This is a genomic window from Bradyrhizobium sp. BLXBL-03, from assembly GCF_051853015.1.
Taxonomy (GTDB): Bacteria; Pseudomonadota; Alphaproteobacteria; order Rhizobiales; family Xanthobacteraceae; genus Bradyrhizobium; species Bradyrhizobium manausense.
The window spans coordinates 5,195,887-5,219,797 of record NZ_CP182470.1; the positions used below are offsets into that span (position 1 = coordinate 5,195,887).

The 23,911-nt window shown below is 64.6% G+C and carries 26 protein-coding genes; 12 read left to right on the forward strand and 14 right to left on the reverse strand.

The features are described from left to right. Positions 1–23 precede the first annotated feature (23 nt). Positions 24–1,202 carry a DUF2865 domain-containing protein gene (locus ACNJX9_RS25045; protein ID WP_439404676.1) on the forward strand — a complete coding sequence of 393 codons (1,179 nt, stop codon included), beginning with the start codon at positions 24–26 and terminating at the stop codon, positions 1,200–1,202. Positions 1,203–1,306: 104 nt separating this feature from the next. Here ACNJX9_RS25045 and ACNJX9_RS25050 read toward each other — a convergent pair whose 3' ends face one another. From ACNJX9_RS25050 to ACNJX9_RS25060, 3 genes are read right to left on the reverse strand one after another with little or no spacing between them, the layout of a single operon-like run. Further along, positions 1,307–3,064, reverse strand: coding sequence for an NAD+ synthase (locus tag ACNJX9_RS25050; protein WP_439404678.1), 1,758 nt, complete (start codon positions 3,062–3,064; stop codon positions 1,307–1,309). 15 nt (positions 3,065–3,079) lie between these two features. Continuing rightward, on the reverse strand, positions 3,080–3,433 hold the full coding sequence (locus ACNJX9_RS25055; RefSeq protein WP_057758422.1) for a diacylglycerol kinase: 354 nt from the start codon (positions 3,431–3,433) through the stop codon (positions 3,080–3,082). 4 nt (positions 3,434–3,437) lie between these two features. After that, a complete protein-coding gene (locus tag ACNJX9_RS25060; RefSeq protein ID WP_057758424.1) occupies positions 3,438–4,826 on the reverse strand; it encodes a class II 3-deoxy-7-phosphoheptulonate synthase in 1,389 nt (462 codons plus the stop codon). Positions 4,827–5,009: 183 nt separating this feature from the next. On the opposite strand from ACNJX9_RS25060, the gene ACNJX9_RS25065 reads away from it, so the two are divergent. Both ACNJX9_RS25065 and ACNJX9_RS25070 read left to right on the forward strand, forming a co-directional pair. Further along, positions 5,010–5,906 carry an alpha/beta hydrolase family protein gene (locus tag ACNJX9_RS25065; RefSeq protein WP_439404681.1) on the forward strand — a complete coding sequence of 299 codons (897 nt, stop codon included), beginning with the start codon at positions 5,010–5,012 and terminating at the stop codon, positions 5,904–5,906. A gap of 144 nt (positions 5,907–6,050) precedes the next feature. Next, positions 6,051–6,842, forward strand: a complete 792-nt coding sequence (locus ACNJX9_RS25070; protein ID WP_439404682.1) for a COG4705 family protein — start codon at positions 6,051–6,053, stop codon at positions 6,840–6,842. Here ACNJX9_RS25070 and ACNJX9_RS25075 read toward each other — a convergent pair. Both ACNJX9_RS25075 and ACNJX9_RS25080 read right to left on the reverse strand, forming a co-directional pair. Continuing rightward, positions 6,839–7,102, reverse strand: coding sequence for a hypothetical protein (locus tag ACNJX9_RS25075; RefSeq protein ID WP_439404684.1), 264 nt, complete (start codon positions 7,100–7,102; stop codon positions 6,839–6,841). The two genes, ACNJX9_RS25070 and ACNJX9_RS25075, sit on opposite strands and share 4 nt — an antisense overlap. A gap of 214 nt (positions 7,103–7,316) precedes the next feature. Then, a complete protein-coding gene (locus tag ACNJX9_RS25080) occupies positions 7,317–7,889 on the reverse strand; it encodes a hypothetical protein (RefSeq protein ID WP_439404686.1) in 573 nt (190 codons plus the stop codon). Positions 7,890–8,048: 159 nt separating this feature from the next. Here ACNJX9_RS25080 and ACNJX9_RS25085 point away from each other — a divergent pair, with 159 nt between their 5' ends. Then, positions 8,049–8,987 carry a LysR family transcriptional regulator gene (locus tag ACNJX9_RS25085; protein WP_439404688.1) on the forward strand — a complete coding sequence of 313 codons (939 nt, stop codon included), beginning with the start codon at positions 8,049–8,051 and terminating at the stop codon, positions 8,985–8,987. 7 nt (positions 8,988–8,994) lie between these two features. Here ACNJX9_RS25085 and ACNJX9_RS25090 read toward each other — a convergent pair whose 3' ends face one another. From ACNJX9_RS25090 to ACNJX9_RS25110, 5 genes are all read right to left on the reverse strand, one after another. Then, positions 8,995–9,567: a TIGR00645 family protein gene (locus ACNJX9_RS25090; protein WP_439404690.1), complete on the reverse strand. Its 573-nt coding sequence runs from the start codon at positions 9,565–9,567 to the stop codon at positions 8,995–8,997. 43 nt (positions 9,568–9,610) lie between these two features. Beyond that, a complete protein-coding gene (locus ACNJX9_RS25095; protein WP_057758437.1) occupies positions 9,611–10,246 on the reverse strand; it encodes a TerC family protein in 636 nt (211 codons plus the stop codon). After that, positions 10,243–10,605 carry a hypothetical protein gene (locus tag ACNJX9_RS25100; protein WP_439404692.1) on the reverse strand — a complete coding sequence of 121 codons (363 nt, stop codon included), beginning with the start codon at positions 10,603–10,605 and terminating at the stop codon, positions 10,243–10,245. Before ACNJX9_RS25100 ends, ACNJX9_RS25095 begins: the two co-directional genes overlap by 4 nt. A 3-nt stretch (positions 10,606–10,608) precedes the next feature. After that, a complete protein-coding gene (locus ACNJX9_RS25105; RefSeq protein ID WP_271603248.1) occupies positions 10,609–11,064 on the reverse strand; it encodes a TerB family tellurite resistance protein in 456 nt (151 codons plus the stop codon). A 394-nt stretch (positions 11,065–11,458) separates the two neighbouring features. Continuing rightward, positions 11,459–11,839: a nuclear transport factor 2 family protein gene (locus ACNJX9_RS25110; RefSeq protein WP_439404694.1), complete on the reverse strand. Its 381-nt coding sequence runs from the start codon at positions 11,837–11,839 to the stop codon at positions 11,459–11,461. A gap of 173 nt (positions 11,840–12,012) precedes the next feature. Here ACNJX9_RS25110 and ACNJX9_RS25115 point away from each other — a divergent pair, with 173 nt between their 5' ends. The 4 genes from ACNJX9_RS25115 to ACNJX9_RS25130 all read left to right on the forward strand — a co-directional run bounded on the left by ACNJX9_RS25115 (position 12,013) and on the right by ACNJX9_RS25130 (position 16,504). Next, positions 12,013–13,764: an MOSC domain-containing protein gene (locus tag ACNJX9_RS25115; protein WP_439404695.1), complete on the forward strand. Its 1,752-nt coding sequence runs from the start codon at positions 12,013–12,015 to the stop codon at positions 13,762–13,764. Between the two features lie 16 nt (positions 13,765–13,780). Beyond that, the gene (locus tag ACNJX9_RS25120) at positions 13,781–14,371 is read left to right on the forward strand and encodes a redoxin domain-containing protein (protein ID WP_439404696.1); all 591 of its coding nucleotides are present in this window, start codon (positions 13,781–13,783) and stop codon (positions 14,369–14,371) included. A gap of 110 nt (positions 14,372–14,481) precedes the next feature. Beyond that, entirely contained in the window at positions 14,482–15,111 is a 630-nt protein-coding gene (locus ACNJX9_RS25125) for an FMN-binding negative transcriptional regulator (RefSeq protein WP_439404697.1), read from the forward strand. A 163-nt stretch (positions 15,112–15,274) separates the two neighbouring features. Further along, positions 15,275–16,504 (forward strand): carboxylate-amine ligase, encoded by a 1,230-nt coding sequence (locus tag ACNJX9_RS25130; protein WP_439404699.1) that lies wholly within the window; start codon positions 15,275–15,277, stop codon positions 16,502–16,504. Positions 16,505–16,515: 11 nt separating this feature from the next. Here the strand turns inward: ACNJX9_RS25130 and ACNJX9_RS25135 are convergent, their stop codons facing one another. Beyond that, positions 16,516–16,824: a hypothetical protein gene (locus ACNJX9_RS25135; RefSeq protein WP_245317371.1), complete on the reverse strand. Its 309-nt coding sequence runs from the start codon at positions 16,822–16,824 to the stop codon at positions 16,516–16,518. Positions 16,825–17,178: 354 nt separating this feature from the next. Here ACNJX9_RS25135 and ACNJX9_RS25140 point away from each other — a divergent pair, with 354 nt between their 5' ends. Continuing rightward, positions 17,179–18,318 (forward strand): hypothetical protein, encoded by a 1,140-nt coding sequence (locus tag ACNJX9_RS25140; protein ID WP_057758451.1) that lies wholly within the window; start codon positions 17,179–17,181, stop codon positions 18,316–18,318. Between the two features lie 78 nt (positions 18,319–18,396). On the opposite strand, the gene gor is transcribed toward ACNJX9_RS25140, so the two are convergent. The 3 genes from gor to rpiA form a co-directional block, all read right to left on the reverse strand. Then, positions 18,397–19,785 carry a glutathione-disulfide reductase gene (gene gor, locus ACNJX9_RS25145; protein WP_439404700.1) on the reverse strand — a complete coding sequence of 463 codons (1,389 nt, stop codon included), beginning with the start codon at positions 19,783–19,785 and terminating at the stop codon, positions 18,397–18,399. A gap of 128 nt (positions 19,786–19,913) precedes the next feature. Next, positions 19,914–20,432, reverse strand: coding sequence for a DUF2059 domain-containing protein (locus ACNJX9_RS25150; protein WP_057758455.1), 519 nt, complete (start codon positions 20,430–20,432; stop codon positions 19,914–19,916). A gap of 21 nt (positions 20,433–20,453) precedes the next feature. Then, positions 20,454–21,152: a ribose-5-phosphate isomerase RpiA gene (rpiA, locus tag ACNJX9_RS25155; protein WP_439404701.1), complete on the reverse strand. Its 699-nt coding sequence runs from the start codon at positions 21,150–21,152 to the stop codon at positions 20,454–20,456. A gap of 163 nt (positions 21,153–21,315) precedes the next feature. On the opposite strand from rpiA, the gene ACNJX9_RS25160 reads away from it, so the two are divergent. The 3 genes from ACNJX9_RS25160 to moaA all read left to right on the forward strand — a co-directional run bounded on the left by ACNJX9_RS25160 (position 21,316) and on the right by moaA (position 23,793). Then, positions 21,316–22,005 carry an HAD-IA family hydrolase gene (locus ACNJX9_RS25160; RefSeq protein ID WP_057758459.1) on the forward strand — a complete coding sequence of 230 codons (690 nt, stop codon included), beginning with the start codon at positions 21,316–21,318 and terminating at the stop codon, positions 22,003–22,005. Between the two features lie 160 nt (positions 22,006–22,165). After that, positions 22,166–22,636: a hypothetical protein gene (locus ACNJX9_RS25165; protein ID WP_439404703.1), complete on the forward strand. Its 471-nt coding sequence runs from the start codon at positions 22,166–22,168 to the stop codon at positions 22,634–22,636. A gap of 122 nt (positions 22,637–22,758) precedes the next feature. Beyond that, positions 22,759–23,793: a GTP 3',8-cyclase MoaA gene (gene moaA / locus ACNJX9_RS25170; RefSeq protein WP_439404705.1), complete on the forward strand. Its 1,035-nt coding sequence runs from the start codon at positions 22,759–22,761 to the stop codon at positions 23,791–23,793. Positions 23,794–23,911: the final 118 nt, after the last annotated feature.

Below are 23,911 nucleotides of genomic sequence, written 5' to 3' on the forward strand. Positions count from 1 at the left end.
CTGAGGGCCGTGACCTCGCTAGAATGGCGGATATGCCTGAATTTTTGTCTCTGTCCCGTCCCCGCTTCCTCATTGCCAGCACAGTGCTTCTCAGCCTCGTGCTCGCGACTGATGCCTTCGCACAGGCTGGCCCGCCGGGCGCGCCGCCGCCTCCACCTGCCCAGGGCGGCCTCGGCCCGAACCCGATGTGCGTGCGCCTTGAAGGTCAGCTCGCCGCGCTCGACCGCGGGGCGGGCGGCGATCCCGCACGCGAGGACCAGATCCGTCGCTATCAGGATTCCCAGGCCAAGCAGCAGGCCGAGCTCGACCGCGTCACCATGCAGGCGAAGCGCATGGGCTGCGATTCCTCCGGCTTCTTCTCGCTGTTCGGCGGCCAGCAGGCGCAATGCGGTCCGGTCAACACCCAGATCCAGCAGATGCGCGCCAATCTGGACCAGATCACCGGCAATCTCGAGCGCCTGCGCGGTGGCGGTCCCGGCGGCAGCCCCGAACGCGACAGCCAGCGCCGCTCGGTGCTGATGGCGCTGGCGCAGAACAATTGCGGCCCGCAATACGCCAATGCCGTGCAGTCGCAGGGCGGCAACTTCCTGAGCAATCTGTTCGGTGGCGGCAACAACCCCAACAATCCGCCGGGCGCGCCGCCAGCCGATTTCGGCGGCCCGCAGTCCGGCACCTATCGCACCGTCTGCGTGCGCACCTGCGACGGCGCCTATTTCCCGATCTCGTATGCGACCGTGCCGGCGCGCTTCCCCGACGACGAGAAGACCTGCAAGGCGCTTTGTCCAGCGGCCGAAGCCACCCTCTACGCCCACCGCAATCCCGGTGAGGACATGAGCTCCGCGGTCTCGATCAGCGGCCAGCCCTACACGGCGCTGCCGACCGCCTTCAAATTCCGCAGCGAGTTCAACCCGTCCTGCTCCTGCAAGGCGGCCGGCCAGAGCTGGGCCGACGCGCTGAAATCGGCCGACGACAAGGCCGCCGTGGAGCAGCAGGGCGACATCATCGTCACCGAGGAGAGCGCCAAGAAGATGCAGCAACGGCAGCTCACCAAGGGTGCGCCGGCGAATGCAAAGAAGGGCGCAGCGCCGGCCACCGCCGCCGCACCGGTCGCGACCCCGCCTGCGGATGCGAGCCCCACGACCACGTCGGAGAACAAGCCGATCCGCTCGGTCGGCCCGCAGTTCTTGCCGCAGCAGAAGTAGTCAGCTCACACGACGGCGACAGTAGGGTGGGCAAAAGCGCGTAGCGCTGTGCCCACCGTTAGATCAGGTGGGCACGCTTCGCTTTGCCCACCTACTCTATCAACTCAGCCCTCGAACGCGTCGATCGACGCCTGACCGCCGCGCGAGACCAGCGTCTCGTCGGGTGCGGGCAGCTTTTCGCCCCGATCGCGGAAGCGGTTGGTGATGGGATAGCGGCGGTCACGGCCGAAGTTTTTCCGCGTCACCTTCACGCCCGGCGCGGCCTGGCGGCGCTTGTATTCGGCGACGTTGAGGAGACGGTCGATCCGGGTCACCGTCTCGCGGTCGAAGCCGGCTGCGATGATCGCCTCGAGCGGCTCCTCATGTTCGACCAGACGTTCGAGGATCGCATCGAGCACGTCGTAAGGCGGCAGTGAATCCTGATCGGTCTGGTTCTCGCGCAATTCGGCCGTCGGCGGCCGCGTGATGATGTCGGGCGGGATCACCTCGCCCGCGGGCCCCAGCGCGTCGTCGGGCTTCCAGCTGTTTCGCAGCGCCGCCAACCGGAACACCTGCGTCTTGTAAATGTCCTTGATCGGATTGAAGCCGCCGTTCATGTCGCCATAGAGCGTGGCATAGCCGACAGACATCTCGGACTTGTTGCCTGTCGTCACCACCATCAACCCGGTCTTGTTGGAGATCGCCATCAGCAGCGTGCCGCGGGTGCGGGCCTGGAGATTCTCTTCGGTGATGTCAGGCGGCAGGTTCTTGAACAGGCCAGACAGGATGGTCTCGAAGCCGTTCACGGCTTCCGCAATCGGCAGCACTTCGTAACGGATACCGAGATGGCCGGCGAGCTCGCCGGCATCGGCAATCGAGTGTGCTGCCGTGTAGCGATAAGGCAGCATCACGCCGTGCACCTGATCGGCACCGAGCGCATCGACCGCGATCGCCGCACACAGCGCGGAATCGATGCCGCCGGAGATGCCGAGCAGCACGCCGGGAAAGCCGTTCTTGGTCACATAGTCGCGCAGGCCCAGCACGCAGGCAGCGTAATCGGCGCGGTCGCCTTCCGGCTGCTCGGCGATCGGACCGGTGCAGCGCCAATCGCCTCCATTCCTGGTGAAGCGCAACGTCGTGATGCTCTCGGCGAACGCCGGCAATTGCGCGGCGAGCGAGAGATCGCCATTGAGCGCGAACGAGGCTCCGTCGAACACGAGCTCGTCCTGGCCGCAGACCTGATTGAGATAGACCAGCGGCAGGCCGCTCTCGGTGACCCGCGCGACGGCCACCGACAGGCGCACATCGTTCTTGTCGCGGGCATAGGGCGAGCCGTTCGGCACCAGAATGATCTCGGCGCCGGTCTCGGCCAGCGTCTCGACCACGTTCTCGTAATCCTCGGACTCTTCCAGCCAGATGTCCTCGCAGATCGGCACGCCGATCCGCACGCCGCGCACGGTGACAGGGCCCGAGGCAGGCCCGCGCGAAAACAACCGCTTCTCGTCGAATACGCCGTAATTCGGCAGATTGCACTTGAAGCGAAGGCCCGCGATGCGCCCGCCATCGAGCAGCGCGCAGGCATTGTAGAGCTTGCCGTCCTCGACCCAGGGCGTGCCGACCAGCAATGCCGGGCCGCCGTCAACGGTTTCGCGCGCGAGCGCCTCGATGGCCGCGCGGCAGGCGGCCTGGAAGGCCGGCTTCTGCACCAGATCCTCCGGCGGATAGCCGGCGATGAACAATTCCGGAAACAGCACGAGGTCGGCGCCGTCGGCGATGGCGCGCGCTCGTGCGATGCGAACCTTCGCGGCATTGCCCTCGATGTCGCCCACGGTCGGATTGAGTTGGGCGAGCGTGACCGCGAATGCGCTGAGACGTTCGGTCATGGTCGTCTCGTCCAGCTAGAGGAACCCCAATCGCTCGATGATGGCGATGATCCAGAATGCGCCGGCCATCAGCAGCGCGACGCCCACGGCGGCCGAGCCCATGTCCTTGACCCGGCCGATCTGCTTGTCGTGGTCCATGGTCAGACGATCGGCGAGCTTCTCGATCGCGGTGTTGAGCAGCTCCACGACCAGCACGAACGCAACCGCACATACCAGCTCGACCGCCCGCATCGCAGTGGCGGCGACGAACCACGCCACCGGCAGCGACAGGATCAGCGCAAAGACCTCCTCGCGGATGGCCTGTTCCGAACGGAACGCAAAGGCCATTCCGTTGCGGGAATTGATCGTGGCCTTCCAGAGTCGCAGCAAGATCCTAGAGCCCCGCTGCGGCCGGCATCGGCCGAACCTTGCCGGCGCGATCCTGCTTCAGCAGTTCGGCGACGAGGAAGGCCATGTCGATGGATTGCTCCGCATTGAGGCGGGGATCGCACACCGTGTGATAGCGGTCGTTGAGATCCTCGTCGGTGATGGCGCGGGCGCCGCCGATGCACTCGGTGACGTCCTGGCCGGTCATCTCCAGATGCACGCCGCCGGCATAGGTGCCTTCCGCGGCGTGGATCGTGAAGAACGACTTCACCTCGGACAGCACACGGTCGAACGGCCGCGTCTTGTAGCCCGTCGTGGAGGTGATGGTGTTGCCGTGCATCGGATCGCACGACCAGACCACCACCTTGCCCTCGCGCTTCACCGCGCGGATCAGGCCCGGCAGATGATCGGCGACCTTGTCGGAGCCGAAGCGGTTGATCAGGGTCAGCCGGCCGGGCTCGTTGTCGGGGTTGAGCACGTCGATCAGCTTCAACAGCTCGTCGGGCTTGAGCGAAGGGCCGCACTTCAGGCCAATCGGGTTCCTGATGCCACGGAAATATTCGACATGACCATGATCGAGCTGACGGGTGCGGTCGCCGATCCAGATCATGTGACCCGAGGTCGCATACCAGTCGCCGGTGGTGGAATCGACCCGGGTCATGGCCTGCTCATAGCCGAGCAGCAGCGCCTCATGGCTGGTGTAGAAATCGGTGGCACGCAGCTCCGGATGGCTTTCGAGATCGAGGCCGCAAGCGCGCATGAAGTTGAGCGCCTCCGAGATGCGGTCGGCCAGCTCCTTGTAACGGCGGGACTGCGGTGAATCCTTGAGGAAGCCGAGCATCCATTCATGCACGCTGCCGAGATTGGCGTAGCCGCCGGTCGCGAACGCGCGCAGCAGGTTCAGCGTCGCGGCCGACTGGCGATAGGCCATCAGCTGGCGCTGCGGATCGGGAATGCGCGCTTCCTTGGTGAAGGCGATGTCGTTGACGATGTCGCCGCGATAGCTCGGCAGCTCGACACCACCCACCTTTTCGGTCGGCGACGACCGCGGTTTTGCAAACTGGCCGGCGATGCGGCCGACCTTCACCACCGGCACCGCGCCGGCATAGGTCAGCACCACCGCCATCTGCAGCAGCACGCGGAAGAAATCGCGGATGTTGTTGGCGCCGTGCTCGGCAAAGCTCTCGGCGCAATCGCCGCCCTGCAGCAGGAAGGCCTCGCCGGCGGCAACCCGCCCCAGCGCCTTCTTCAGATTGCGCGCCTCGCCGGCGAACACCAGCGGCGGAAACGTCGCAAGCTGCGCCTCGACGTCGGCCAGGGCCTTGGCGTCGGGATAGTCGGGCACCTGTAGCACCGGCTTGCTGCGCCAGGACTCGGGCGTCCACCGCTCGGACATCGCAATCTCTCCGTGAAGCAAAAAGTGCAACCTGATCTGTGGGTTGCGAGGGCCGCCTTATACACAGGCTGGCACGACACCGCCAGTTGTAAATCCATTTCGCAATGCAAACCCTTGCGAGCAAAGCCGAATTCGCATTTGCTAGGGGGGCGGCAGCAGAAACCGGCAAGACGGCTTCCCCCAATGGACGCGCCACTGGACGACGTTTTCATCGACGAGATCAGCTTCCCGGCGACCGACGGATATGCGCTGACAGGCACGCTGTTTCTGCCGCGCGGCGCCAAGCGCAATGCCGTCCTGATCAATTCGGCGACCGCCGTCCCGCGCAAGATCTACAAGGGCTTTGCATCCTATCTCGCCCATCGCGGCTGCGCGGTGCTCACTTACGACTATCGCGGCATAGGCGATTCCCGCCTGCCGGCGCTGGTCGGCTACATCAAGCCGAAATCGCTGGTCGGCTTCAAGGCCTCGATGTCGGACTGGGCCGCGCAGGACGTCACCGCCGCGGTGCGCTGGATGCGCGAACGCTATCATGGCCTTCCGCTCGCTTACGTCGGCCACTCCTTCGGAGGTCAGGCGCTCGGGCTGATCGAGAACAACAGCGAGATTTCGCGCGCGGCGTTCGTGGCCTCGCAGGCCGCGACCTGGCGGCTGATGACGTCGCCGGAAAAATACCGCGTCTTCGCCTTCATGAATTTCATCGGCGTGCCGCTGGTCCACGCCTTCGGCTACGCGCCAGGCTGGGTCGGCATCGGCGAGGATTTGCCCAAGGGGGTGTTCCTGCAATGGGCCGAGTGGGTCTCGAGCCCGCGCTATCTGTTCGATTCGAAACTGCCGGCGCTTGCGAACTTTGCCAGGTTCAAAGGCGAGCTGCGCGCGCTCTGCTTCTCCGACGATCCCTGGGCGACGCGGCCCGCGGTCGAGCTGCTCACGTCAGGCTTCACTGCGATCAAGCCGGAAGTGCTGGCGGTGAAGCCGTCCGACGTCGGTGCCAAGGCGATCGGCCATTTCGGCTTCTTCCGCCCCGAACACCGCGACACGCTGTGGCGCGGCGTCGCGGAATGGATCCAGGGGGAGTGATGGTCAGGCAGACGGATTGCTGCCCATCACGTCTTCGTTGTCGGCCAAATTGAAACTGATTTCCGCCATCGTCGTTTGCGAATGCCAAGAGGGCGGCAACGCGACTGATCTCGTTGCGACCACACCCGAGGCGACGAGGACATCATGGAACATCACTCCAGGAGCGGCAGCCTCATCAGCGAAAGCAAGGTCCCCGAGGTCACCCTCGGCTTCTGGATCATCAAGATCGCCGCCACGACGCTGGGCGAGACCGGCGGCGACACTGTGACGATGACGCTGAACTGGGGTTATCTCGCCGGCACATGCCTGTTCCTGGCGGCGCTGGTCGTCCTGGTCGCAGCGCAGATCCGCGCGCAGAAATTTCATCCGGCGCTGTATTGGGCAACCATCGCGGCCTCGACCACCTTCGGAACCACGATGGCCGACTTCGCAGACCGTTCGCTCGGTATCGGCTACACCGGAGGCGCGACGGTGCTGCTCGCCTGTCTCGTGCTGGTGCTGGGTCTCTGGTATCGCACTGAAGGCACGATCTCGGTCAACAGCGTCAGCACGCCGCGGGCGGAAGCCTTCTATTGGGGAGCGATCACCCTCTCGCAGACACTGGGCACCGCGCTCGGCGACTGGATCGCCGACACCGGCGACATGGGCTATCGCGGCGGCGCGCTGATCTTCGCGGCCGGGCTCGCCATTGTCGCAGCACTCTATTTCTGGACGCGTATCTCTCGCGTGACCCTGTTCTGGGCTGCCTTCATCCTGACGCGGCCGCTGGGCGCAACCGTCGGCGACTTCCTCGACAAGCCGCTCGACCAAGGCGGACTGGCGCTCAGCCGGCCGCTGGCCTCGATCGTGATCGCGACATTCATGGTGATCTGCCTGCTGCTGATCCCGCAGCGCGCGGGGCAACATCCGGGCGATCACGCAGCCGAGCGCGCCTAGCGAATGATCGTCGTCAGCGACGAGTAGCGCTTGTTCGGCTTGGCCTCGGCCGCCGAGAACTGCGCAAAGGCGTCGCTGACGCGGGTCGCCGGCGGCGTGTCGCTGGCGAAGCGGAATTCCTGCGGCCGCGGCGCGTAGAAGCTGGCGCTGTAATAGGAATCGTCGAAGCGCGCCTCGCCGATCCCGAACAATGCGTCGCATGCGTACAGGAGCGCGTAGACTCCCACGACTGCGACGACGACCTCCTTGAGAACTGCCATGTTGATGCCCTGCCCTTTTGCGGCAGAATGCAGGCCGGTTCCAAAACTCTGGTTTAAGACGCCGTGCTTCTTGTCCGCACGGTTTGCCGCTCCTGAGCGGATTGCAGACAATTTTATCGATCTCGAACAGAGAGCGCCTCAGCGACTTGCTTCCGAGGCTACAGGACCCCGCTGGGCGCGGCAGCGCTGCATCTTTGCGGCTTGCCGCTCTCGATCAGAAAACCGGCTCGTCCTTCAGCGCCGCAATCACCTGCTCTCCTTGCACCGTCAGGCGATACGTCACCAGTGGACGGCTCGACGGCGGCTTGCGGTCGACCTCGACGATGTAGCCGCGCACCATCAGCGCTTCGAAGCCGCCGTAGTAGCCGTACATGCTGATCTGGTTCTGCCTCAGCAGCTTGAACTCGCGCAGCAGGCGGATCTCGTTGCCCGAAAGCAGCGAGCGGCGGACGCGCTGCACGAAGCTCGCGCGCTGCTCGAACCAGGCCGCATCGGGCAGCTCGCGCGCAGCAGGCACGGCGTCGCGGTCGCACGGACGCGCCTCGACATCCGCCTTCACTGCCGGCGCCGACGGCAAGCTGCTGCCGACCGCTTCCCTGGCATCGTCGAGCAACGCGATCGGCCAGCGCCGCTTGTTGTCGACCATGACAGGCGGCGGCACCACGTTGTCGCGCACCAGCTGCTCGAAGCGGCCGGCGGTGACGCCGACATAAGCAGCCGCGCGGCGGCGGTCGACCAGACCGGCATCCCGCCCGCGCTCCAGCTCGCAAGTGATCGCCTCGTTCACCCCAAATCCCCCCACCGCATCGTTGCGGGCGCGTCGCCGCGCGGGCCCGAAGAGCCCGTCGGCGGATGACACTAGGGTGAAATCAGCGTTCTCAAAAGGCAGAGAGATTCGTACAGGTTGCTGCCGTTTCGGCAACAGCTATAGTGGACCAGGGGTCCCATGCGCTTTCATTCACCTTCCATCCAATACTTTCACGCCGTCCGTCGCACCGGCTCGATCCGGGCCGCGGCGCGCCTTTTGAACGTCGCTTCGTCAGCCGTCAGCCGCCAGATTCTCAAGCTTGAACAAGAGGTTGGATCACCCTTGTTCGAGCGGACCGCGCGCGGCCTGACGCTCACGACCGTGGGCGAGATGCTGGCCCGCCACGTCATGAACGTGCTGCAGGACCTCGATCGCTTCCGTTCCGACGTCGCATCGCTGTCCGGGGCCTGGCACGGCACCATCAGCATCGCCTGCATCGAGTCGCTCACGGAGTCGGTGCTGCCGGATCTGATTGCCTCGCATCGCAGCCGGGCCAAGCGCGTCAGCTTCACCACCGAGGTGATGGGATCATCCGACGTGCTCGAAGCTTTGAGGCGGGGCGAAGCCGATATCGGCATCGCGATCGCGCTCAGGCATCCGCCCGACCTGCGCCAGGTCGCATTGAAGCGGTTTCGCCTCGGTGCCCTCGTCGCCCGCGAACATCCGCTGGCGCGCCGCAAGACCGTGACGCTGGAGCAATGTCTCGCCTTCCCCGTCATTCAGGCGCTGCCGGAGCTGTCGATCTATCATCTGCTCCAGCCATTGATCGCGCAGCTGTCCGAGACGCCAGAGCCGGCGATCCTGGCCAACTCGATCGACCTGATGCGCGAGCTCGCCGCGCGCGGCGTCGGTGTCGCCTTCCAGACCCAGCTCGGCATTATCAGGCTGTCACGCGACGCTCAGCTCGTGTTCCTGCCGCTCGACAATGCCGGCAGCCCTGTCTGGTCCGATCTCGGCATCTATGTCCGCGCCGAGCGCACCCTGCACGCCTTTACGGACTCATTTCTCCAGGAGCTGGTGCGCGAGCTGGGCGAGCGCGAGCGGCGCGAGAGCGCGGCCTACCCGCACGTCACGTGACGCGCGCTCAGGCGTGACCGTTCTCCTTGCGATGCCCGACATCGCTGAGGCGGTCGACCCAGGCGATGCCGATCGCCGAGATGATAAAGGTCAGATGGATCAGCACCTGCCACATCACGCCGGTCTCGGTGAAATTGCTGCGCGTGGTTCCGAGATTGCCGGCCTCGATGAAGGTCCTGAGCAGCGAGATCGAGGAGATGCCGACGATCGCCATCGCGAGCTTGATCTTGAGCACGCTGGCATTGACGTGACTCAGCCATTCCGGCTCGTCGGGATGGCCGCGCAGATTCAGGCGCGAGACGAACGTTTCGTAGCCGCCGACGATCACCATCACGAGCAGGTTCGAGATCATGACGACGTCGATCAGCCCGAGCACGACCAGCATGATCTGCTGCTCGCTGGCGTCGAACGAGTGCGCGACCAGGTGCCAGAGCTCTTTCAGGAACAGCAGCATATAGACTGCCTGCGCGACGATGAGGCCGACATAGAGCGGCAATTGCAGCCAGCGCGAGCCAAAGATCAGCCGCGGAAACAGGCCGACCGGCGGGTTCGCCAAAGCTGCTTTGGGTTCGGACGACATCGATGACTCCAGGAAGGCGAAGCAGGAAAAACCAAGTTGCGATTTAGAGACTTGCGATGACAGGCGCGAGCTCGAGCGAGCCGCGGTAGATCATCTCGAAGGCGACGTAGACGATGATGGCGAGGCCGACATAGGCGATCCAGCGCTGCGTCTGCAGCACGCGGCCGAGCAGATCGGCGGCAACGCCCATCAGCGCGACCGACAGCAACAGGCCGAACGCCAGGATGTAGGGATGCTCGCGCGCGGCGCCCGCGACCGCGAGCACGTTGTCGAGCGACATCGAAACGTCGGCGGCAACGATCTGCATCGCCGCCTGCCCGAACGTCTTGCGCCGCACCTCCGTGTTGCCAGTATTGCCTTGACTGAACGCGAGCTGGCTGGAATGCGCCGCCTGCTCGCGCAGCTCGCGCCACATCTTCCAGCACACCCATAGCAGCAGCACGCCGCCGGCCAGCAGCAGGCCGATCACCTGCAAAAGCTGCGTTGCAACGCCGGCGAAGACGATACGCAGCGCGGTCGCGGCGGCGATGCCGACGATGATGGCGCGGCGACGCTGCTCGGACGGCAGACCGGCGGCGGCAAGGCCGATGACGACGGCGTTGTCGCCGGCGAGCACGAGGTCGATCAGAACGACCTGGAGCAGCGCCGTCAGCGCGTCGGCCGTGATGAAGTCAATCATGTCTCGTCATTCTTCGGATCTGACCGGTCCAGCCAGTGCGGCTTGCGGCGCTCGATCCAGTCGAAGGCCTTTGAACGCGACGCGCGCAGCGCCGGCACGTCCTCGGCGAGCAGCGCGAGGCCGAGCGGCAGCATCCAGATGCCAAGCACCGGCAGGAAGGACAGCACGCCACCGACGACGAGCAACGCGCCGGAGGGAATCCGGATCCAGCGGCTGGACGGTTGCAGGAGATAGTCGACGGTGCCGGCAAGGCGCGGCGGCAACCGATGGACGAGCGCGTCGAGCCGCGGGTCGCCGCCGGCAGGTCTGCCGCTGGCGCCCCCGGATTTCGTCCTCTGTTCGTGCGAAGCTGTGCTCATCGATCACCCCTTCGCGGCGGTGCTGGCCGCTCCGACCGGCTTGGCGCGCGGCAGCACCAGCGTCAGCAGGCGCAACAACTTGATCGCCTGCACCTCGTGCGGATGCACGTCTTCGTCCGCCGCCGCGACGCGCTCCGACAGCTCGATGAGATGGGACGACAGCGGCAGATCCGAGACCGGACGCAGTGTGTCGATGACGACATTGGCGAAGTCAGGCTCCTCGAGCCGTGCGGCGAGCTCGTCGAACATGGACGACAAGCGATCATCACTGATGTGCGGCGCCAGACCGCGCTCCCTGATGAAGCGGATCACCTCGTCGCGCTCGACCGGTGACACGCGGCGATCGGCGACGGCAACGAGCGCGCCTGATATCACCAGCGCCACTGCAGCCTGCTCGTTGAAGCGCGACGGCTCGGTGATCTCGGCTTCGATGGAATTGGTGTCGTTGGCGTCAGACATCGTCGCTCCCAGTGCTTGCGAAATGGCCGCGCGGAGCTTGCGATGGGGACGATGAGGTCGGAGAGAGCTCAAGAAGGCCCGACAATCGGCCGATCCATCGCATTCGCGCGGGGACAGGTCATCCGACATCGCGAGGTTTTGCTGAGAGGGTCAGCGTCCTCGCCAGAGGGGCCCGGATTCTTGTTCGCTCGAGAGATAAAGACGAGGTGGAGGGAATCAAGCCGGCCGACGTGCGGCGAGCCGCCGCAGCGAGGTTCCATGTTGCCATATTCCTCGCCGTCCTCGCCCGCGTAGGCGGGCGATTCAGTATTCTGTGACAGCAGTAATCAGCCGATAAGCCGCGGCGTACTGGATCCCCCGCCTGCGCGGGGAATGACAGCCGAGTGTTCGCGCGTTACCCCACACGCTCCACGAGATGCGCGCGCGATGGTGACGGATCGAACCGGTCGCCGAAATATTGCGTTTCGTGCGCCACCAATCCGTCACGGAGTTCCATGATGCTGACGACGTAGGATGGCACGCCGTTATAGGTCAGGACGAACTCGCTCACCCAGAAATCGCCGCCGCCGATGATCCGCCGCACCGTAAAGCGCTTCTTGTTCGGCTGCATGAAACGGCTCTGCTGAATGTTCCGGCGTCCGCGGATGCGTTCGCCGGACTGCGGATAGTCGAGCACGGCATCGTCGCGATAGATGTCATGCTCGGCCTCGAAATCGTTTGCGTCCGAAGCGTCCCAATGACGCTGCAGCGCCGCGCGTGTGGCCAGGTCATCCATCGCGATCTCCCGCCTTGTCGCTTCCCGCTTTAAATCAGCGTGCAGGCGGGCGGCGGCAAGACCCTCTAGCAAAGTCTAACAACGCCTAACGCGCCAAAGCCACGATCTGGGTGCAGATTGATATTGCCTCGATCCGGAATCCGCCGGGTCGACGCGCGGCGCCGGAGACAGAAATGGCACGATTGCTGTCCGTCAATGTCGGCCTGCCGCGCGACGTCGCCTGGCAAGGCAGGACGGTCCATACCGGCATCTGGAAGGCTCCCATCGAAGGCCGGCGCACGGTGCGGCAGCTCAACATCGATGGCGATGGCCAGGGAGATACCGCGGGTCACGGCGGCGAACAGCGCGCGGTGTACGTCTATCAGGACGCATCCTATCGCTACTGGCAAAGTCACCTGGGGCGCTCGAACCTCGTCCCTGGTCAATTCGGCGAGAACTTCACGGTCGAAGGCCTCGCCGATACCGACGTCTGCATCGGAGATCGCTACAGGATCGGCTCTGCCCTGTTCGAAGTGACCCAGCCGCGCGTCACGTGCTACCGGCTCGGCATTCGCATGCAGGAGCCCGACATGGCCGCACTGCTGGTCAAGCACGGCCGGCCCGGTTTCTATTTTCGCGTGATCGCGGAAGGTGACGTCGGGGCCGGCGACGAGATCATTCAGGTCGCGCGCGGGCCTGAAAGCATGAGCGTGGCCGAGATCAATGCGCTGCTTTACCTGCCCCCTCACCCGCGCGACCGGCTCGAACGCGCGCTGAGGATTCCGGCGCTGAGCCGCGGCTGGCGTCATTCCTTCGAGGCCCTGCTTGGCCAGAATGCGCCAGGCGGCAATGCCGGGCTCGGCCCGGCGGCGGGCCCGCCTCCGGCATGGCGCGGATTCCGGCCGTTCCGCGTCGAGCGCAAGATCGTCGAAACCAACGACGTGACGTCGTTGGTCCTCGAACCTGCGGATGGACACGCCGGGGCCGCCGCCCTGCCCGGTCAGTTCGTCATCATCAGGTTCGGGCCTCCCGACACGGCGGCAATGACCCGCAGCTATTCGCTATCGAGCCGGGCTGATGCGGCGTCCTACCGACTCAGCATCAAACGGGAGCCGCACGGCATCGCCAGCACCTACGTCGCCGACCAGCTCCGGCCCGGCGACGTCGTGCAACTCGGTGCGCCCCGCGGCAGCTTTACGCTACGACAAGACACGCAACCTGTCGTCCTGCTGAGTGCCGGCATTGGCGTGACGCCGGTGCTAGCGATGCTTCACGCGCTCGCAGCAGAACCATCGCAACGAGATGTCTGGTGGCTGCATGGTGCCCGCAACGGCCGCGAGCATGCCTTCGCGGTCGAGGTGCGCGAACTCCTGACCAGACTTCCCCACCATCATAGGCATATCTGCTACAGCAGGCCCGATCCCGGCGATCGGCTGGAAGTCGATTTCGACAGAGTCGGACATCTGGATGCTGCCCTGCTCCGGCAACTTGATTTGCCAGGAGACGCCGACTTCTATCTGTGCGGACCGGGCCCCTTCATGAGCGACCTCACCTCGGGGCTCCGCGCGTCAGGCGTGGCGCCCGATCGTATCCACACCGAGTTGTTTGGCGCCGGGCCGTCGCTGACGCCGGGCATCGCGACGTCGACGAAGAAGATGTCCCCGCATAGGCCGGCGGGAGCGGCGGGTCCCGGGCCCATGGTGTCCTTTGCCCGTAGCGGCCTCAATGTCCGCTGGGCGCCGTCCTATGCCAGCCTGCTCGAGCTGGCCGAGGCCTGCGACATCCCCGTGCGCTGGTCATGCCGGACGGGAGTGTGCCACAACTGCGAGAGCGGCCTCATTGCCGGTGACGTCAGCTATCAGCCCGATCCGCTCGACCCGCCGGCGGACGGAAACGTGCTGATCTGCTGCGCCCGGCCACACAGCGACATCGTGATCGATCTCTAAGACACAGGAGAGCCTCATGCGACCCGACATGATGCCAGGAGCGACCTTCCCCGACTACGAGCTCAGCGACCACACCGGCAAGCACCGCAAGCTCTCGGAACTGCAGGGCATCGATCCCATGATCGTCGTGCTTGGCCGCGGCGGCTTCTGTCCGAAGGACCGTCGCCAGACCGAAGGTCTGCTGCAGCTCCATCGCGAGATGGAGGTCGGCTATTGCCGGCTCGTCACCATCACCACCGATACCATCATCCAGACCAACGAATACCGAACCGGCGCCGGAGCCCACTGGCCTTTCCTGTCCGATCCCAGGCGGATCGTGCAGAAGGACCTCGACATCGCCGAATACACCGATCCCGTCCACAATCCGATGATTCCCCATGTCATCGTGCTGGCGCCGGGCTTGCGTATTCACAAGATTTATAACGGCTACTGGTTCTTCGGTCGCCCGACCGTCGAAGAGCTTCGCGGGGATCTCAGAGCCGTCAGCATGAGCTGCCGACCGGATTGGGACATCACCGCGCCCGGGTTCAGGGCGCAGTGGGACCAGGGCCGCAAGGAGCACTTTTATCCCTACGGCAAGACTTACGCCGAAACGCTCGGCGGATAGGGGGAAAGCGCAGGCGCGATTGCCGATCCGGCCCGATGAAATCATTGAGAACCGGCGGTTTATGACAGGCCGGATTCCGGCTATCTCCGTGTCAGGAACGGAGACCCGCCATGTACATCCCCCCGGCGTTCAGGGACGACGACATCGAGAGCATCCGCGCAACCATTCGCGCCGCGCGCCTTGCAAGCCTCGTCACGGCGACCACCGATGGTCCGGTCGCGACCCCGTTGCCGCTCCTCCTGGACGAGGCCGAAGGTGAGCGCGGCGTGCTGTACGGGCATGTCGCAAAGGCCAATCCGCAATGGAAGCTGCCGCCGATCGGCGATGCGCTCGCGATCTTCTCAGGTCCCGACGCCTATGTGACGCCGTCCTGGTACGCGACCAAGCAGGAGACCGGGAAGGTCGTACCGACCTGGAACTACGTGGCCGTGCATGCCTACGGCCCGGTGGAATTCTTCCAGGAGCCGGAGCGCCTGCTCGAGGTCGTGACACGGCTGACGCGCAAGCAAGAAGGCGCGCGTGCAAAGCCGTGGGCGGTCAGTGACGCGCCTCCCGATTTCATCGCCGCGCAGCTGCGCGGGATCGTCGGCGTGCGCATCCCCGTGGCGCGGTTCGAAGGCAAGCGCAAGATGAGCCAGAACCGGCCGGAGGCCGATCGCATCGGCGTCGCGCAAGGTCTTGCGGCGAGCGACAACCATGTTGATCGCGAAGTCGCGCCTCTGATCCCGCTTCCGACCTAAGCGGCGCCTTACGTCACGAGCCCGAGCATCCATTGATCGCGCCGCAGCCGAAGCTGCGAAAATGGTTCCGCTCGGCCTTGCAATTTCCAGCGGCTCCAATGCGGAACCGGCTCCCCATCCGGCGGATTATCGCCCGCAGGTAGTACCATCGCCGGTGGCACGGATGACAATTGCTTCGGATGTTTTGAAATTGCTGCGCCTCGATTCCTCCGACGACAAGCAGCATCTCGTCATTCGCTCCGCCGGCGCGCGTGGCAAGGCGGCCGACTATTCCTTCGGCATCGAGGAGGAGTATTTCCTCGCCGATCGTCGCACCCTCGAGGTCGCGATCCGGACTCCGAACGAGCTGTTCGAATCGGCGAACTGGTCGACCGGCGGCCAGGCCATGCGCGAGATGCTGCAATCCCAGCTCGAGGTCGCCACCAATGTTCACGTCGACGTCAATGACGCCCGGGAAGAGCTGAGATTCCTGCGCCGCGAGGTCGCCAACGTTGCCGCACAATATGGCTTTGCCATCATGGCCTGCGGCACGCACCCCACGGCAGTGTGGCGCATGTCGCAGCCGAGCCCGAAGCCGCGCTATGCGGACATGATCGAGGATCTGCGCAGCATCGGCCATCGCAACCTGATGTGCGGCATGCATGTCCATGTTCAACTGCCGGATCCCGAGAAGCGGATGGCGGTGATGCAGGCCATGCTGCCACATCTGCCGCTGTTCATCGCGCTCGCGGCGTCCTCGCCGTTCTGGAATTCGCATAAGACGGGACTGAAGGGCTACCGGCTCGCGGCCTATTCCGAGCTGCCGCGCACCGGCCTGCCCGAGTTGTTCGAGAGCAAGCGCGACTACGACGACTATGTCGGCGCATTGCAGCGCTCGGGCGTGATCCCCGACGAGAGCCACATCTGGTGGGCGATGCGGCCATCGATGAAGCATCCGACACTGGAGCTTCGCGCGCCCGACACCTGCACCTTCGTCGACGACGCCGTCGCCATCGCTTCGCTGTATCGCTGCCTGACGCGGCATCTCTATCTGCGGCCGCATCTGTCGAAACAGGTCACCGCGGTCGAACGCGCCATTGCGGTCGAGAACAAATGGCGCGCCCAGCGCTACGGCACGGATTGCATCTTTGCATCAAGGGACGGTCCGGTGACGATCTCGGAGATGCTGTCGCGAATCATCGACGACACCACTGAGGATGCGGACGCCCTGGGATGCTCCGCCGAAATCACGCACTGCCGCACCATTGTTGACCGCGGCAGCTCGGCTGAATTCCAGCTTCGCGCCTATCGCGACGCCGGCGACGACATCGCAGCCGTGTCACGATGGATCGCGACTTCGACGATATCAGGGACAAGTGCACCGATCGGGCGTCGTGCTCAAGCGCCCTCATAGCGCCATTCGCCTCAAGCCCGCGCCACGAGGCGTGGACGGAAGACCGACTGGATGGTCGGCGCCTGTGCAGCAGCCAGCTTTCGCGCAGACCTGCGCCGCGGAATGAAGAAGCTGCTCACGACGATCGGCTCGAAATCGCCCAGCGCGGTCCGCTCCTTCACCAGCAGGCTCATGACCGAGCGCATCTTGATGACTTCCTGCGCCACGAAGCTGCAGTTCTCATCGCGGTTGATCTGCTCGTGCATGATCGCCTCAGCCTCGCGCATGCTGACGCGAAGCGCTCTGATGGTCTTGCGGATGTCGTTGATGCGGTTGTCCATGGCTGCCTCCCTCTCGGTCAAAGCATAAGAACAAAACATGAACAAGATGTCAATCACCGCCGCGACCAGTTGCGGTGTCACGCGCGATCCGCCGACGGCGCCACTGCACGTGCACTGAGATGCTTGCCGACAAATTAGACAAGTCACCCGCTATCCGGAAATCGCAGGGCTCGTGAGGAGCGCCCTGCGTTCGACCTCAGCTGCCGATCTAACCTCCCGTGCAGCCACCGGATTTCTTGCTGAACGGGCTCGCCGCACGGTGGCGCCGGGCGCGCTTGCTGCTGCGCAAATCAACTGGCCCAAAATTCGCAATGACGTTGCAAGGCTTGGCAATGGCGCAGAGCGGAGAACGTCATGAACGTGCATGCTGCGGGCGATCTCAAGACATCAGGCCTCACCCATCCGAACGGCGCGCCGCTCCGCCTCAACACGCAAGACTTCGTTGCGATCGATCGCGACAAGAATGCCAAGTTCGAAGCGACCTATCGGCCGCAAGCGCTCTACAACAGAGCCAACGAGGGCTTTCACGCCAACAACGAGACCTTCCTGCTCCACGAGGTCGCGACCAATTTGCCGATCTATCGTCCCGACACCGGCCCCACCGACTTCCATCTGCATCTGCCGCCCGGCGGCTTTCAGCTCGTGCTGGTGACCTCCGGCGCGTTCACCTTCGACTATGACGGGCGCTGGTACAATGTCGGCCCCGGCGCGGTCATGCTGCAAAGCGCCATCGTGCATCGCCAGCTGTTCTATACCTGGTCAGGCCTTTCGACCGAAGAGAATCTGAAGACGCCGCAGACGGTGGTGCCCGATCCGATCTCGATGGGCTATTCCGGCAAATTCCTCGAGGCCTTCATCACCGATCCAACGACCTTCCCGAACCCGACCATCGTCGGACCGGACCAGATCAACGAAGACGAAACGCCGCGCGTGGCCTGGAGCCACCCGCTGCATGACCGTCCCGCCGATGCCGGCTTCTGGCTGCAGGATCCCCTCGCGCTGGATGCGCTCTACAAGCCGCTCACCGACGGTTCGGTCAAATCGGCCCTGCAGGTTTACGTGCGCGACATCGGCATCGAGATTCCGAGCGGCCATCTGGTCACCGGCCACGTCATCGCAACCGACCCGCGTGGGCACGCGCTGTTGCCGAAGAGCACGTCGGCCGCCGCGGACGCGACGTGCTTTGCCAAGGGCGAGGTCGCGATCTATCGCGTCATTCGCGGCACCGCCGAATTCAAGAGGAAGTCCGGCGAGAGCTTTGAACTCTCTGCTGGCGATGTTGTGACGGCGGGCAAGGACTCGATCAGCCTCGTCGGCCTTGGCGAAAACACCCAGGTGCTGCGGCTCGGCCTGCTCAAGGGCATCAACGATCTTCGCAGCTGGACACCGACGCAGCGCGACGAGATCGACGGTCTCGCCGGCCAGATCATCACGCACAAGGACATTCGACCGCTGCGCACCGAAGGCAAGCCGGTCGGATATTTATACGGCTGAGCGCATGCCGTATTTGGCAAGTCCGGTGGGTGGTCGGGTTCTTCACCTCTCCCGCAAGGAGAGGTGAACCAGGCGCCCCTACTCCGCCGCCTGGCGCACGTGGCGCGCGATCGGCGTACGCATGGTCACGAGCTCCTCCGCCGCGGTCGGATGCAGCGCGATGGTCGCGTCGAAATCGGCTTTCGTCGCCTTCATCTTCACCGCGATCGCGACGGCTTGCGTCACCTCGGCGGCGCCATCGCCGACGATGTGACAGCCGAGCACGCGATCGGTCGAACCGTCGACCACGAGCTTCATCAGCACGCGGGTGTCGCGGCCCGACATCGTCGCCTTGATCGGGCGGAACGTCGTCTTGTAGATGTCGACGTGGCTGAACTGCGCGCGCGCCTCGGTTTCGGTCAGGCCGACCGTGCCGACCTCCGGCTGCGAGAACACCGCCGTCGGGATGTTGGAATGATCGACCTGCACCTCGCGCTTGCCGAACACGGTGTCGGCGAAGGCATGGCCTTCGCGGATCGCGACCGGCGTCAGGTTGAAGCGATGGGTGACGTCGCCGATCGCATAGATGCTGTCGACCGAGCTCTTGGAGAAATGATCGACCGCGATGCCGCCGTTCCTCGGATTGATGGCGACGCCGGCGTTCTCGAGGCCAAGATTGGCGACGTTGGGATGGCGGCCGATCGCGAACATGACCTGGTCGGAAGCGATGCTCGAGCCGTTCGACAGATGCGTGGTGAATTCCTCGCCGTGACGATCGACCTTCGTCACCGTGCAGCCGGTGAGAATGGTGATGCCCTGCTTTTCCACTTCGCTGCGGACATGGGCACGCACGTCTTCGTCGAAGCCACGCAGAATGTTGTCGCCGCGATAGATCACGGTGACGTCGGAGCCGAATCCGGCAAAGATGCCGGCGAATTCCAGCGCGATGTAGCCGCCGCCCTGGATCACGATCCGCTTCGGCAGCTTCTTCAGATGAAACGCCTCGTTGGACGAGATCACATGCTCGATGCCGGGGATCGCGACGCCATGATTGGGCGCACCGCCGGTGGCGATCAGAATGTATTTCGCAGTGATCTTCTTGTCGTCCGCGAGCAGGCGGACGGTGTGCTTGTCCTCGATGACAGCACGGCTTTTGACCACTTGCGCGCCCGACTTCTCGACATTGGCCGTGTAGGCCGCCTCCAGCCGCGCGATCTCCTTGTCCTTGTTGGCGATCAAGGTCGGCCAGTCGAAGCTCGCGGGCGGAACGGTCCAGCCGAAACCGGCGGCATCCTCGAGTTCGTGACGAAAGTGCGAGCCGATCACGAACAGCTTCTTCGGCACGCAGCCGCGGATCACGCAGGTGCCGCCCATACGGTACTCTTCCGCGATCATCACGCGAGCGCCGTACCCGGCCGCGATGCGGGCGGCACGCACGCCGCCCGAACCGCCACCGATGACAAAGAGGTCGACGTCGAATTCAGCCATTGTCCACTCCGACCCCTTTCAGAGCATGATCCGGAAAAGTGTGAAGCGGTTTTCCGAAAGGATCATGCTCAAACAACAACCTAAAGCGCGATGCCGCGCTTTAGGGATTTCCGATCAGATAGGTACGGTCAGATATCCTTGCCACGCTTCTTCATCTCGGCCCGGAAGGCGCTGGCGACGACTTCCGAGAAGTGCTGCGCCCACTCGTTCATGACCTGCATGCTGAGGTTGATGGCCTTGGGTTCGGCGGTGAGCAGTTTCTGGCCGAGCGGCGACCTGTAGAAGGTGACGAGATCCTTGAGCTCCTGCTCGGTGAACATGCCGGCATAGACCCCCACCATGCCGTCGCCGATCTCCTGCTCGCGGCCGGCCAGCTGCTTGGCGATAACGGGGGCGAGCTCGTTGAGGTCCTTCTGGTAGTTGAGGTTCTGCCCGATCAGCGTGGCCTTGACCTTCTCGACCATGCCGGGCACCGCGCCGGCGTACATCGCGCTGGCATTCTTCAGCGTCAAAATCTCCTTTGCTGCGGCAATGGCCGCCGGAGTCAATGGGGCCGGCTGCTGCTGTTGCGCGGTCGCGGGTACGGCCCCCAGCGCCAGCGCGAAGGCGAGGCACGCGGCGGGCACGATCTTCAAAACGCTCTTCATTCCTAGTCTCCTTTTGGCGGCTTATCGCCGTTCAATCACGCGGATTCCGTCGCCACCCGCCAAAACAGCCGAGCTGGCCAAGCCGATGAACAACCCATGCTCGACCACGCCGGGGATCGCGCTCAGCGTCTTGGCGAGGCTCGCCGGATCGGCAATACGCCCGAGCTGGGCATCGACGATCCAGTGGCCGCCATCGGTGACGAAAACGTGGCCATCTTTGGCCTTGCGGACCGCCATTTGCCCGGAAACGCCGCATTTCGCAAATGCCTTCTCGATGGCGCGGCGGGTCGCCCCGAGGCCAAACGGGATCACCTCGACCGGCAGCGGAAAGCGACCGAGCGTCGGCACCCATTTGGTGTCATCGGCAATGACGATCATGCGATCCGAAGCGGCCGCCACGATCTTCTCGCGCAGCAATGCCCCACCGCCGCCCTTGATCAGATTAAGCTGCGGATCGATCTCGTCGGCGCCGTCGACGGTGAGGTCGAGGTGGTCGATCTCGTCGAGCGTGGTCAACGGCACGCCACAGCGCTCCGCATCCGCGCGGGTCGCTTCCGAGGTCGGCACACCGATCACATTGAGTCCGGCGGCAACGCGCTCTCCCAGCAGCTCGACGAAATGCTTGGCCGTCGAGCCGGTCCCGAGCCCGAGCTGCATCCCGTCACGCACCTCGTCCAGGGCGCGCGCCGCGGCCTGCCGCTTCAACTGGTCCATGTTCACGTCTGCGCCCGCCTCTCGAAATCAGGTGTGCCGCCGGTAGCCGCTTGCGGCGGCCTATGTAGCCTCGTTTTCTCCCCGAGAACAGGGCCCGGAACAGGCCTATAGGCTGATCTTACGGCCCTGCCCCTTGCGTCGGCCCGGGCGGACCGATAGCGCTTTTTGCATGACCTCCAAAGACAAGATCGGCCCCTACACCCTCGTCTTCGATCTCGACGGCACGCTTGTGGATACGGCGCCAGACCTGATCACCGCCCTGAACTACGTGCTCGACCGTGAAGGCCTGCCGCCGGTGCCGATGGCCTCGGCCCGGAATATGATCGGCGCCGGCGCCCGCAAGCTGATCGAGCGGGGCCTGGAGGCCGAGGGGCGGACGGTCACGCCTGGCGACATGGACCGCATGACGGCCGATTTCATCGCCTATTACGCCGACCATATTGCGATCGAATCCCGCCCCTTCGAGGGGCTGCTTGACGCGCTCGACCTGTTCGCCGCACAGGGCCATCGGCTTGCGGTCTGCACCAACAAGCTGGAATGGCTGTCGAAGCGGCTTTTGGACCAGCTCGATCTGAGCCGCCGCTTCGCGGCGATCTGCGGGGCGGATACGTTCGGCGTCCAGAAGCCGGATCCGACCATTTTTCGCCAGACGGTGGCGCGGGCGGGCGGTGAGATCAGAGCCAGTATCATGGTGGGGGATGCCGGAACCGACGTCGGCGTGGCCCGGCGCGCCGGAGTGCCCGTCATCGGGGTCAGCTTCGGCTATACGGACGTGCCCATCGCCGAGCTGAAGCCGGACCGGCTGATCCATCACATGCGCGATCTGCCGGCTGCCGCCCGCAGCCTGATGACCGCCTAGCCGTCCGGCAAGCTCCTGAGATAGCTCGATTATCCCGGCGGAACCCCGCGTTAACCATCTATTAACTATGCATTGTCCGCCGGTTGCTTGCCCGGAACGACGCCCCTAAGGTCCGCGCGGGGTTATGTGGCGGTTCGTCGCAGTTAGAAGTGGATGGGTCATGCGTCGTGTCATCGCGATTGCGTTAGCGGGAGCGAGCCTCGGTGGCTGCTCCTCGATGTCTTGGGACATGTTCAAATCGGCGCCGCCGACCCTTCAGGTCCGGCTGGAATCAAATCCCCCTGGGGCCGATGCGACGACCTCGCTGGGCGGAGGCTGCAAGACCCCCTGCTCCGTCTCGATTCCTGCCCCTGAGGCGCCGTTCACGGTCACCTACGCGCTGCTCAAATATCAGCCGACCACCGTGCCGGTGAACCTGATCAAGACTCCCGGCGATCTCACCACCTCTGCGACTGTGGCCACCGACCCGAATCCGGTCTTCGCGGAACTTCAGCCTGCAGTGCCGCTGAAGCCCGTGAAGAAGAAGCCGCACCGGCCGAAGACGCCGAAACCGGTCGCAGCCGCGCCCGCCGATGCTGCAGCGCCCGCAGCCGACACGGCGTTCCCCGATCCGAACGCGGGCAAGCGCTGATCTTCCGTGCGCTGCACGATTGTCCTTGTGGCATACCATGCTTAGATTGGCCGCTGAGCATCGCTTGAAGCAGCGGTGCGCCCGTCGCCGTCAGTGACAAGGCATTTGGCAAGGCATTTGGTATGAACGGATCCACTGCGAGTCCCCTCGCCGCGCTGTCGAGCCCGATGACCGATCCGTTCGGTCGCACCATTTCCTACTTACGCGTCTCCGTCACCGATCGCTGCGATTTGCGCTGCTTCTATTGCATGTCGGAAGACATGACGTTCCTGCCCAAGGCGGACCTCCTAACGCTCGAGGAACTCGACCGGCTCTGTTCCGCCTTCATCGCCAAGGGCGTGAAAAAGCTGCGGCTCACCGGCGGCGAACCGCTGGTCCGGCGCAACGTGATGTCGCTGGTGCGCTCGCTGTCGCGGCACCTTGAGAGCGGCGCGCTGGGCGAGCTCACGCTCACCACCAACGGCACGCAACTGGCAAAATATGCGCAGGAGCTTGCCGATTGCGGCGTCCGCCGCATCAACGTCTCGCTCGATACGCTCGATCCCCGGAAATTTCGCGAGATCACGCGCTGGGGCGAGATCGACAAGGTGCTGGAAGGCATCGAGGCCGCGCGCGCTGCAGGCCTTGCCGTGAAGATCAACGCAGTGGCTCTGAAGAACCTCAACGAGGAAGAGCTGCCCGACCTGATGCGCTGGGCCCATGGCAAGGGTATGGGCCTGACCCTGATCGAGGTGATGCCGATGGGCGAGATCGGCGCGGGCCGCATCGACCAATATCTGCCGCTCTCGCTGGTGCGCGCGCGGCTTGCCCAGCAATTCACGCTGACGGATCTGGCCGAGAGCACCGGCGGGCCGGCGCGCTATGTCAGCGTCGCCGAGACCGGCGGCAAGCTCGGCTTCATCACGCCGATGACCCACAACTTCTGTGAATCCTGCAACCGGGTGCGCGTCACCTGCACCGGCACGCTGCACACCTGCCTCGGCCACGAGGATGCCTCGGACTTGCGCAAGCCGTTGCGCGCCTCCAGCGACGACATCCTGCTAGCGGATGCGATCGACCGCGCCATCGGGCTGAAGCCCAAGGGCCACGATTTCATTATCGACCGCCGCCACGACCGCCCCAGCGTCTCCAGGCATATGAGCGTCACCGGCGGCTGAGAATTCGCCGCCGGCGCGGTTGCCTTAAGCTTTTGCGATCTTAAGCTTTTGAGCGGGCGTCAATTTGCCCATTTTCCGATTGACGGCACCGAACGCCGCTGATTTGGTGCGACCGCCT

Excerpts from the sequence above, each read along its gene's own strand:
- ACNJX9_RS25095 (WP_057758437.1), bottom strand. The coding sequence starts at position 10,246 with ATGATTGACTTCATCACGGCCGACGCGCTGACGGCGCTGCTCCAGGTC.
- ACNJX9_RS25130 (WP_439404699.1), top strand. The coding sequence starts at position 15,275 with ATGACAATTGCTTCGGATGTTTTGAAATTGCTGCGCCTCGATTCCTCC.
- ACNJX9_RS25135 (WP_245317371.1), bottom strand. The coding sequence starts at position 16,824 with ATGGACAACCGCATCAACGACATCCGCAAGACCATCAGAGCGCTTCGC.
- ACNJX9_RS25110 (WP_439404694.1), bottom strand. The coding sequence starts at position 11,839 with ATGGATGACCTGGCCACACGCGCGGCGCTGCAGCGTCATTGGGACGCT.
- ACNJX9_RS25115 (WP_439404695.1), top strand. The coding sequence starts at position 12,013 with ATGGCACGATTGCTGTCCGTCAATGTCGGCCTGCCGCGCGACGTCGCC.
- ACNJX9_RS25125 (WP_439404697.1), top strand. The coding sequence starts at position 14,482 with ATGTACATCCCCCCGGCGTTCAGGGACGACGACATCGAGAGCATCCGC.
- ACNJX9_RS25050 (WP_439404678.1), bottom strand. The coding sequence starts at position 3,064 with ATGACCGAACGTCTCAGCGCATTCGCGGTCACGCTCGCCCAACTCAAT.
- ACNJX9_RS25160 (WP_057758459.1), top strand. The coding sequence starts at position 21,316 with ATGACCTCCAAAGACAAGATCGGCCCCTACACCCTCGTCTTCGATCTC.
- ACNJX9_RS25150 (WP_057758455.1), bottom strand. The coding sequence starts at position 20,432 with ATGAAGAGCGTTTTGAAGATCGTGCCCGCCGCGTGCCTCGCCTTCGCG.
- gor (WP_439404700.1), bottom strand. The coding sequence starts at position 19,785 with ATGGCTGAATTCGACGTCGACCTCTTTGTCATCGGTGGCGGTTCGGGC.
- ACNJX9_RS25090 (WP_439404690.1), bottom strand. The coding sequence starts at position 9,567 with ATGTCGTCCGAACCCAAAGCAGCTTTGGCGAACCCGCCGGTCGGCCTG.
- ACNJX9_RS25105 (WP_271603248.1), bottom strand. The coding sequence starts at position 11,064 with ATGTCTGACGCCAACGACACCAATTCCATCGAAGCCGAGATCACCGAG.
- ACNJX9_RS25100 (WP_439404692.1), bottom strand. The coding sequence starts at position 10,605 with ATGAGCACAGCTTCGCACGAACAGAGGACGAAATCCGGGGGCGCCAGC.
- ACNJX9_RS25070 (WP_439404682.1), top strand. The coding sequence starts at position 6,051 with ATGGAACATCACTCCAGGAGCGGCAGCCTCATCAGCGAAAGCAAGGTC.
- moaA (WP_439404705.1), top strand. The coding sequence starts at position 22,759 with ATGAACGGATCCACTGCGAGTCCCCTCGCCGCGCTGTCGAGCCCGATG.
- ACNJX9_RS25060 (WP_057758424.1), bottom strand. The coding sequence starts at position 4,826 with ATGTCCGAGCGGTGGACGCCCGAGTCCTGGCGCAGCAAGCCGGTGCTA.
- ACNJX9_RS25085 (WP_439404688.1), top strand. The coding sequence starts at position 8,049 with ATGCGCTTTCATTCACCTTCCATCCAATACTTTCACGCCGTCCGTCGC.
- ACNJX9_RS25165 (WP_439404703.1), top strand. The coding sequence starts at position 22,166 with ATGCGTCGTGTCATCGCGATTGCGTTAGCGGGAGCGAGCCTCGGTGGC.
- ACNJX9_RS25120 (WP_439404696.1), top strand. The coding sequence starts at position 13,781 with ATGCGACCCGACATGATGCCAGGAGCGACCTTCCCCGACTACGAGCTC.
- ACNJX9_RS25045 (WP_439404676.1), top strand. The coding sequence starts at position 24 with ATGGCGGATATGCCTGAATTTTTGTCTCTGTCCCGTCCCCGCTTCCTC.
- ACNJX9_RS25075 (WP_439404684.1), bottom strand. The coding sequence starts at position 7,102 with ATGGCAGTTCTCAAGGAGGTCGTCGTCGCAGTCGTGGGAGTCTACGCG.
- ACNJX9_RS25065 (WP_439404681.1), top strand. The coding sequence starts at position 5,010 with ATGGACGCGCCACTGGACGACGTTTTCATCGACGAGATCAGCTTCCCG.
- ACNJX9_RS25140 (WP_057758451.1), top strand. The coding sequence starts at position 17,179 with ATGAACGTGCATGCTGCGGGCGATCTCAAGACATCAGGCCTCACCCAT.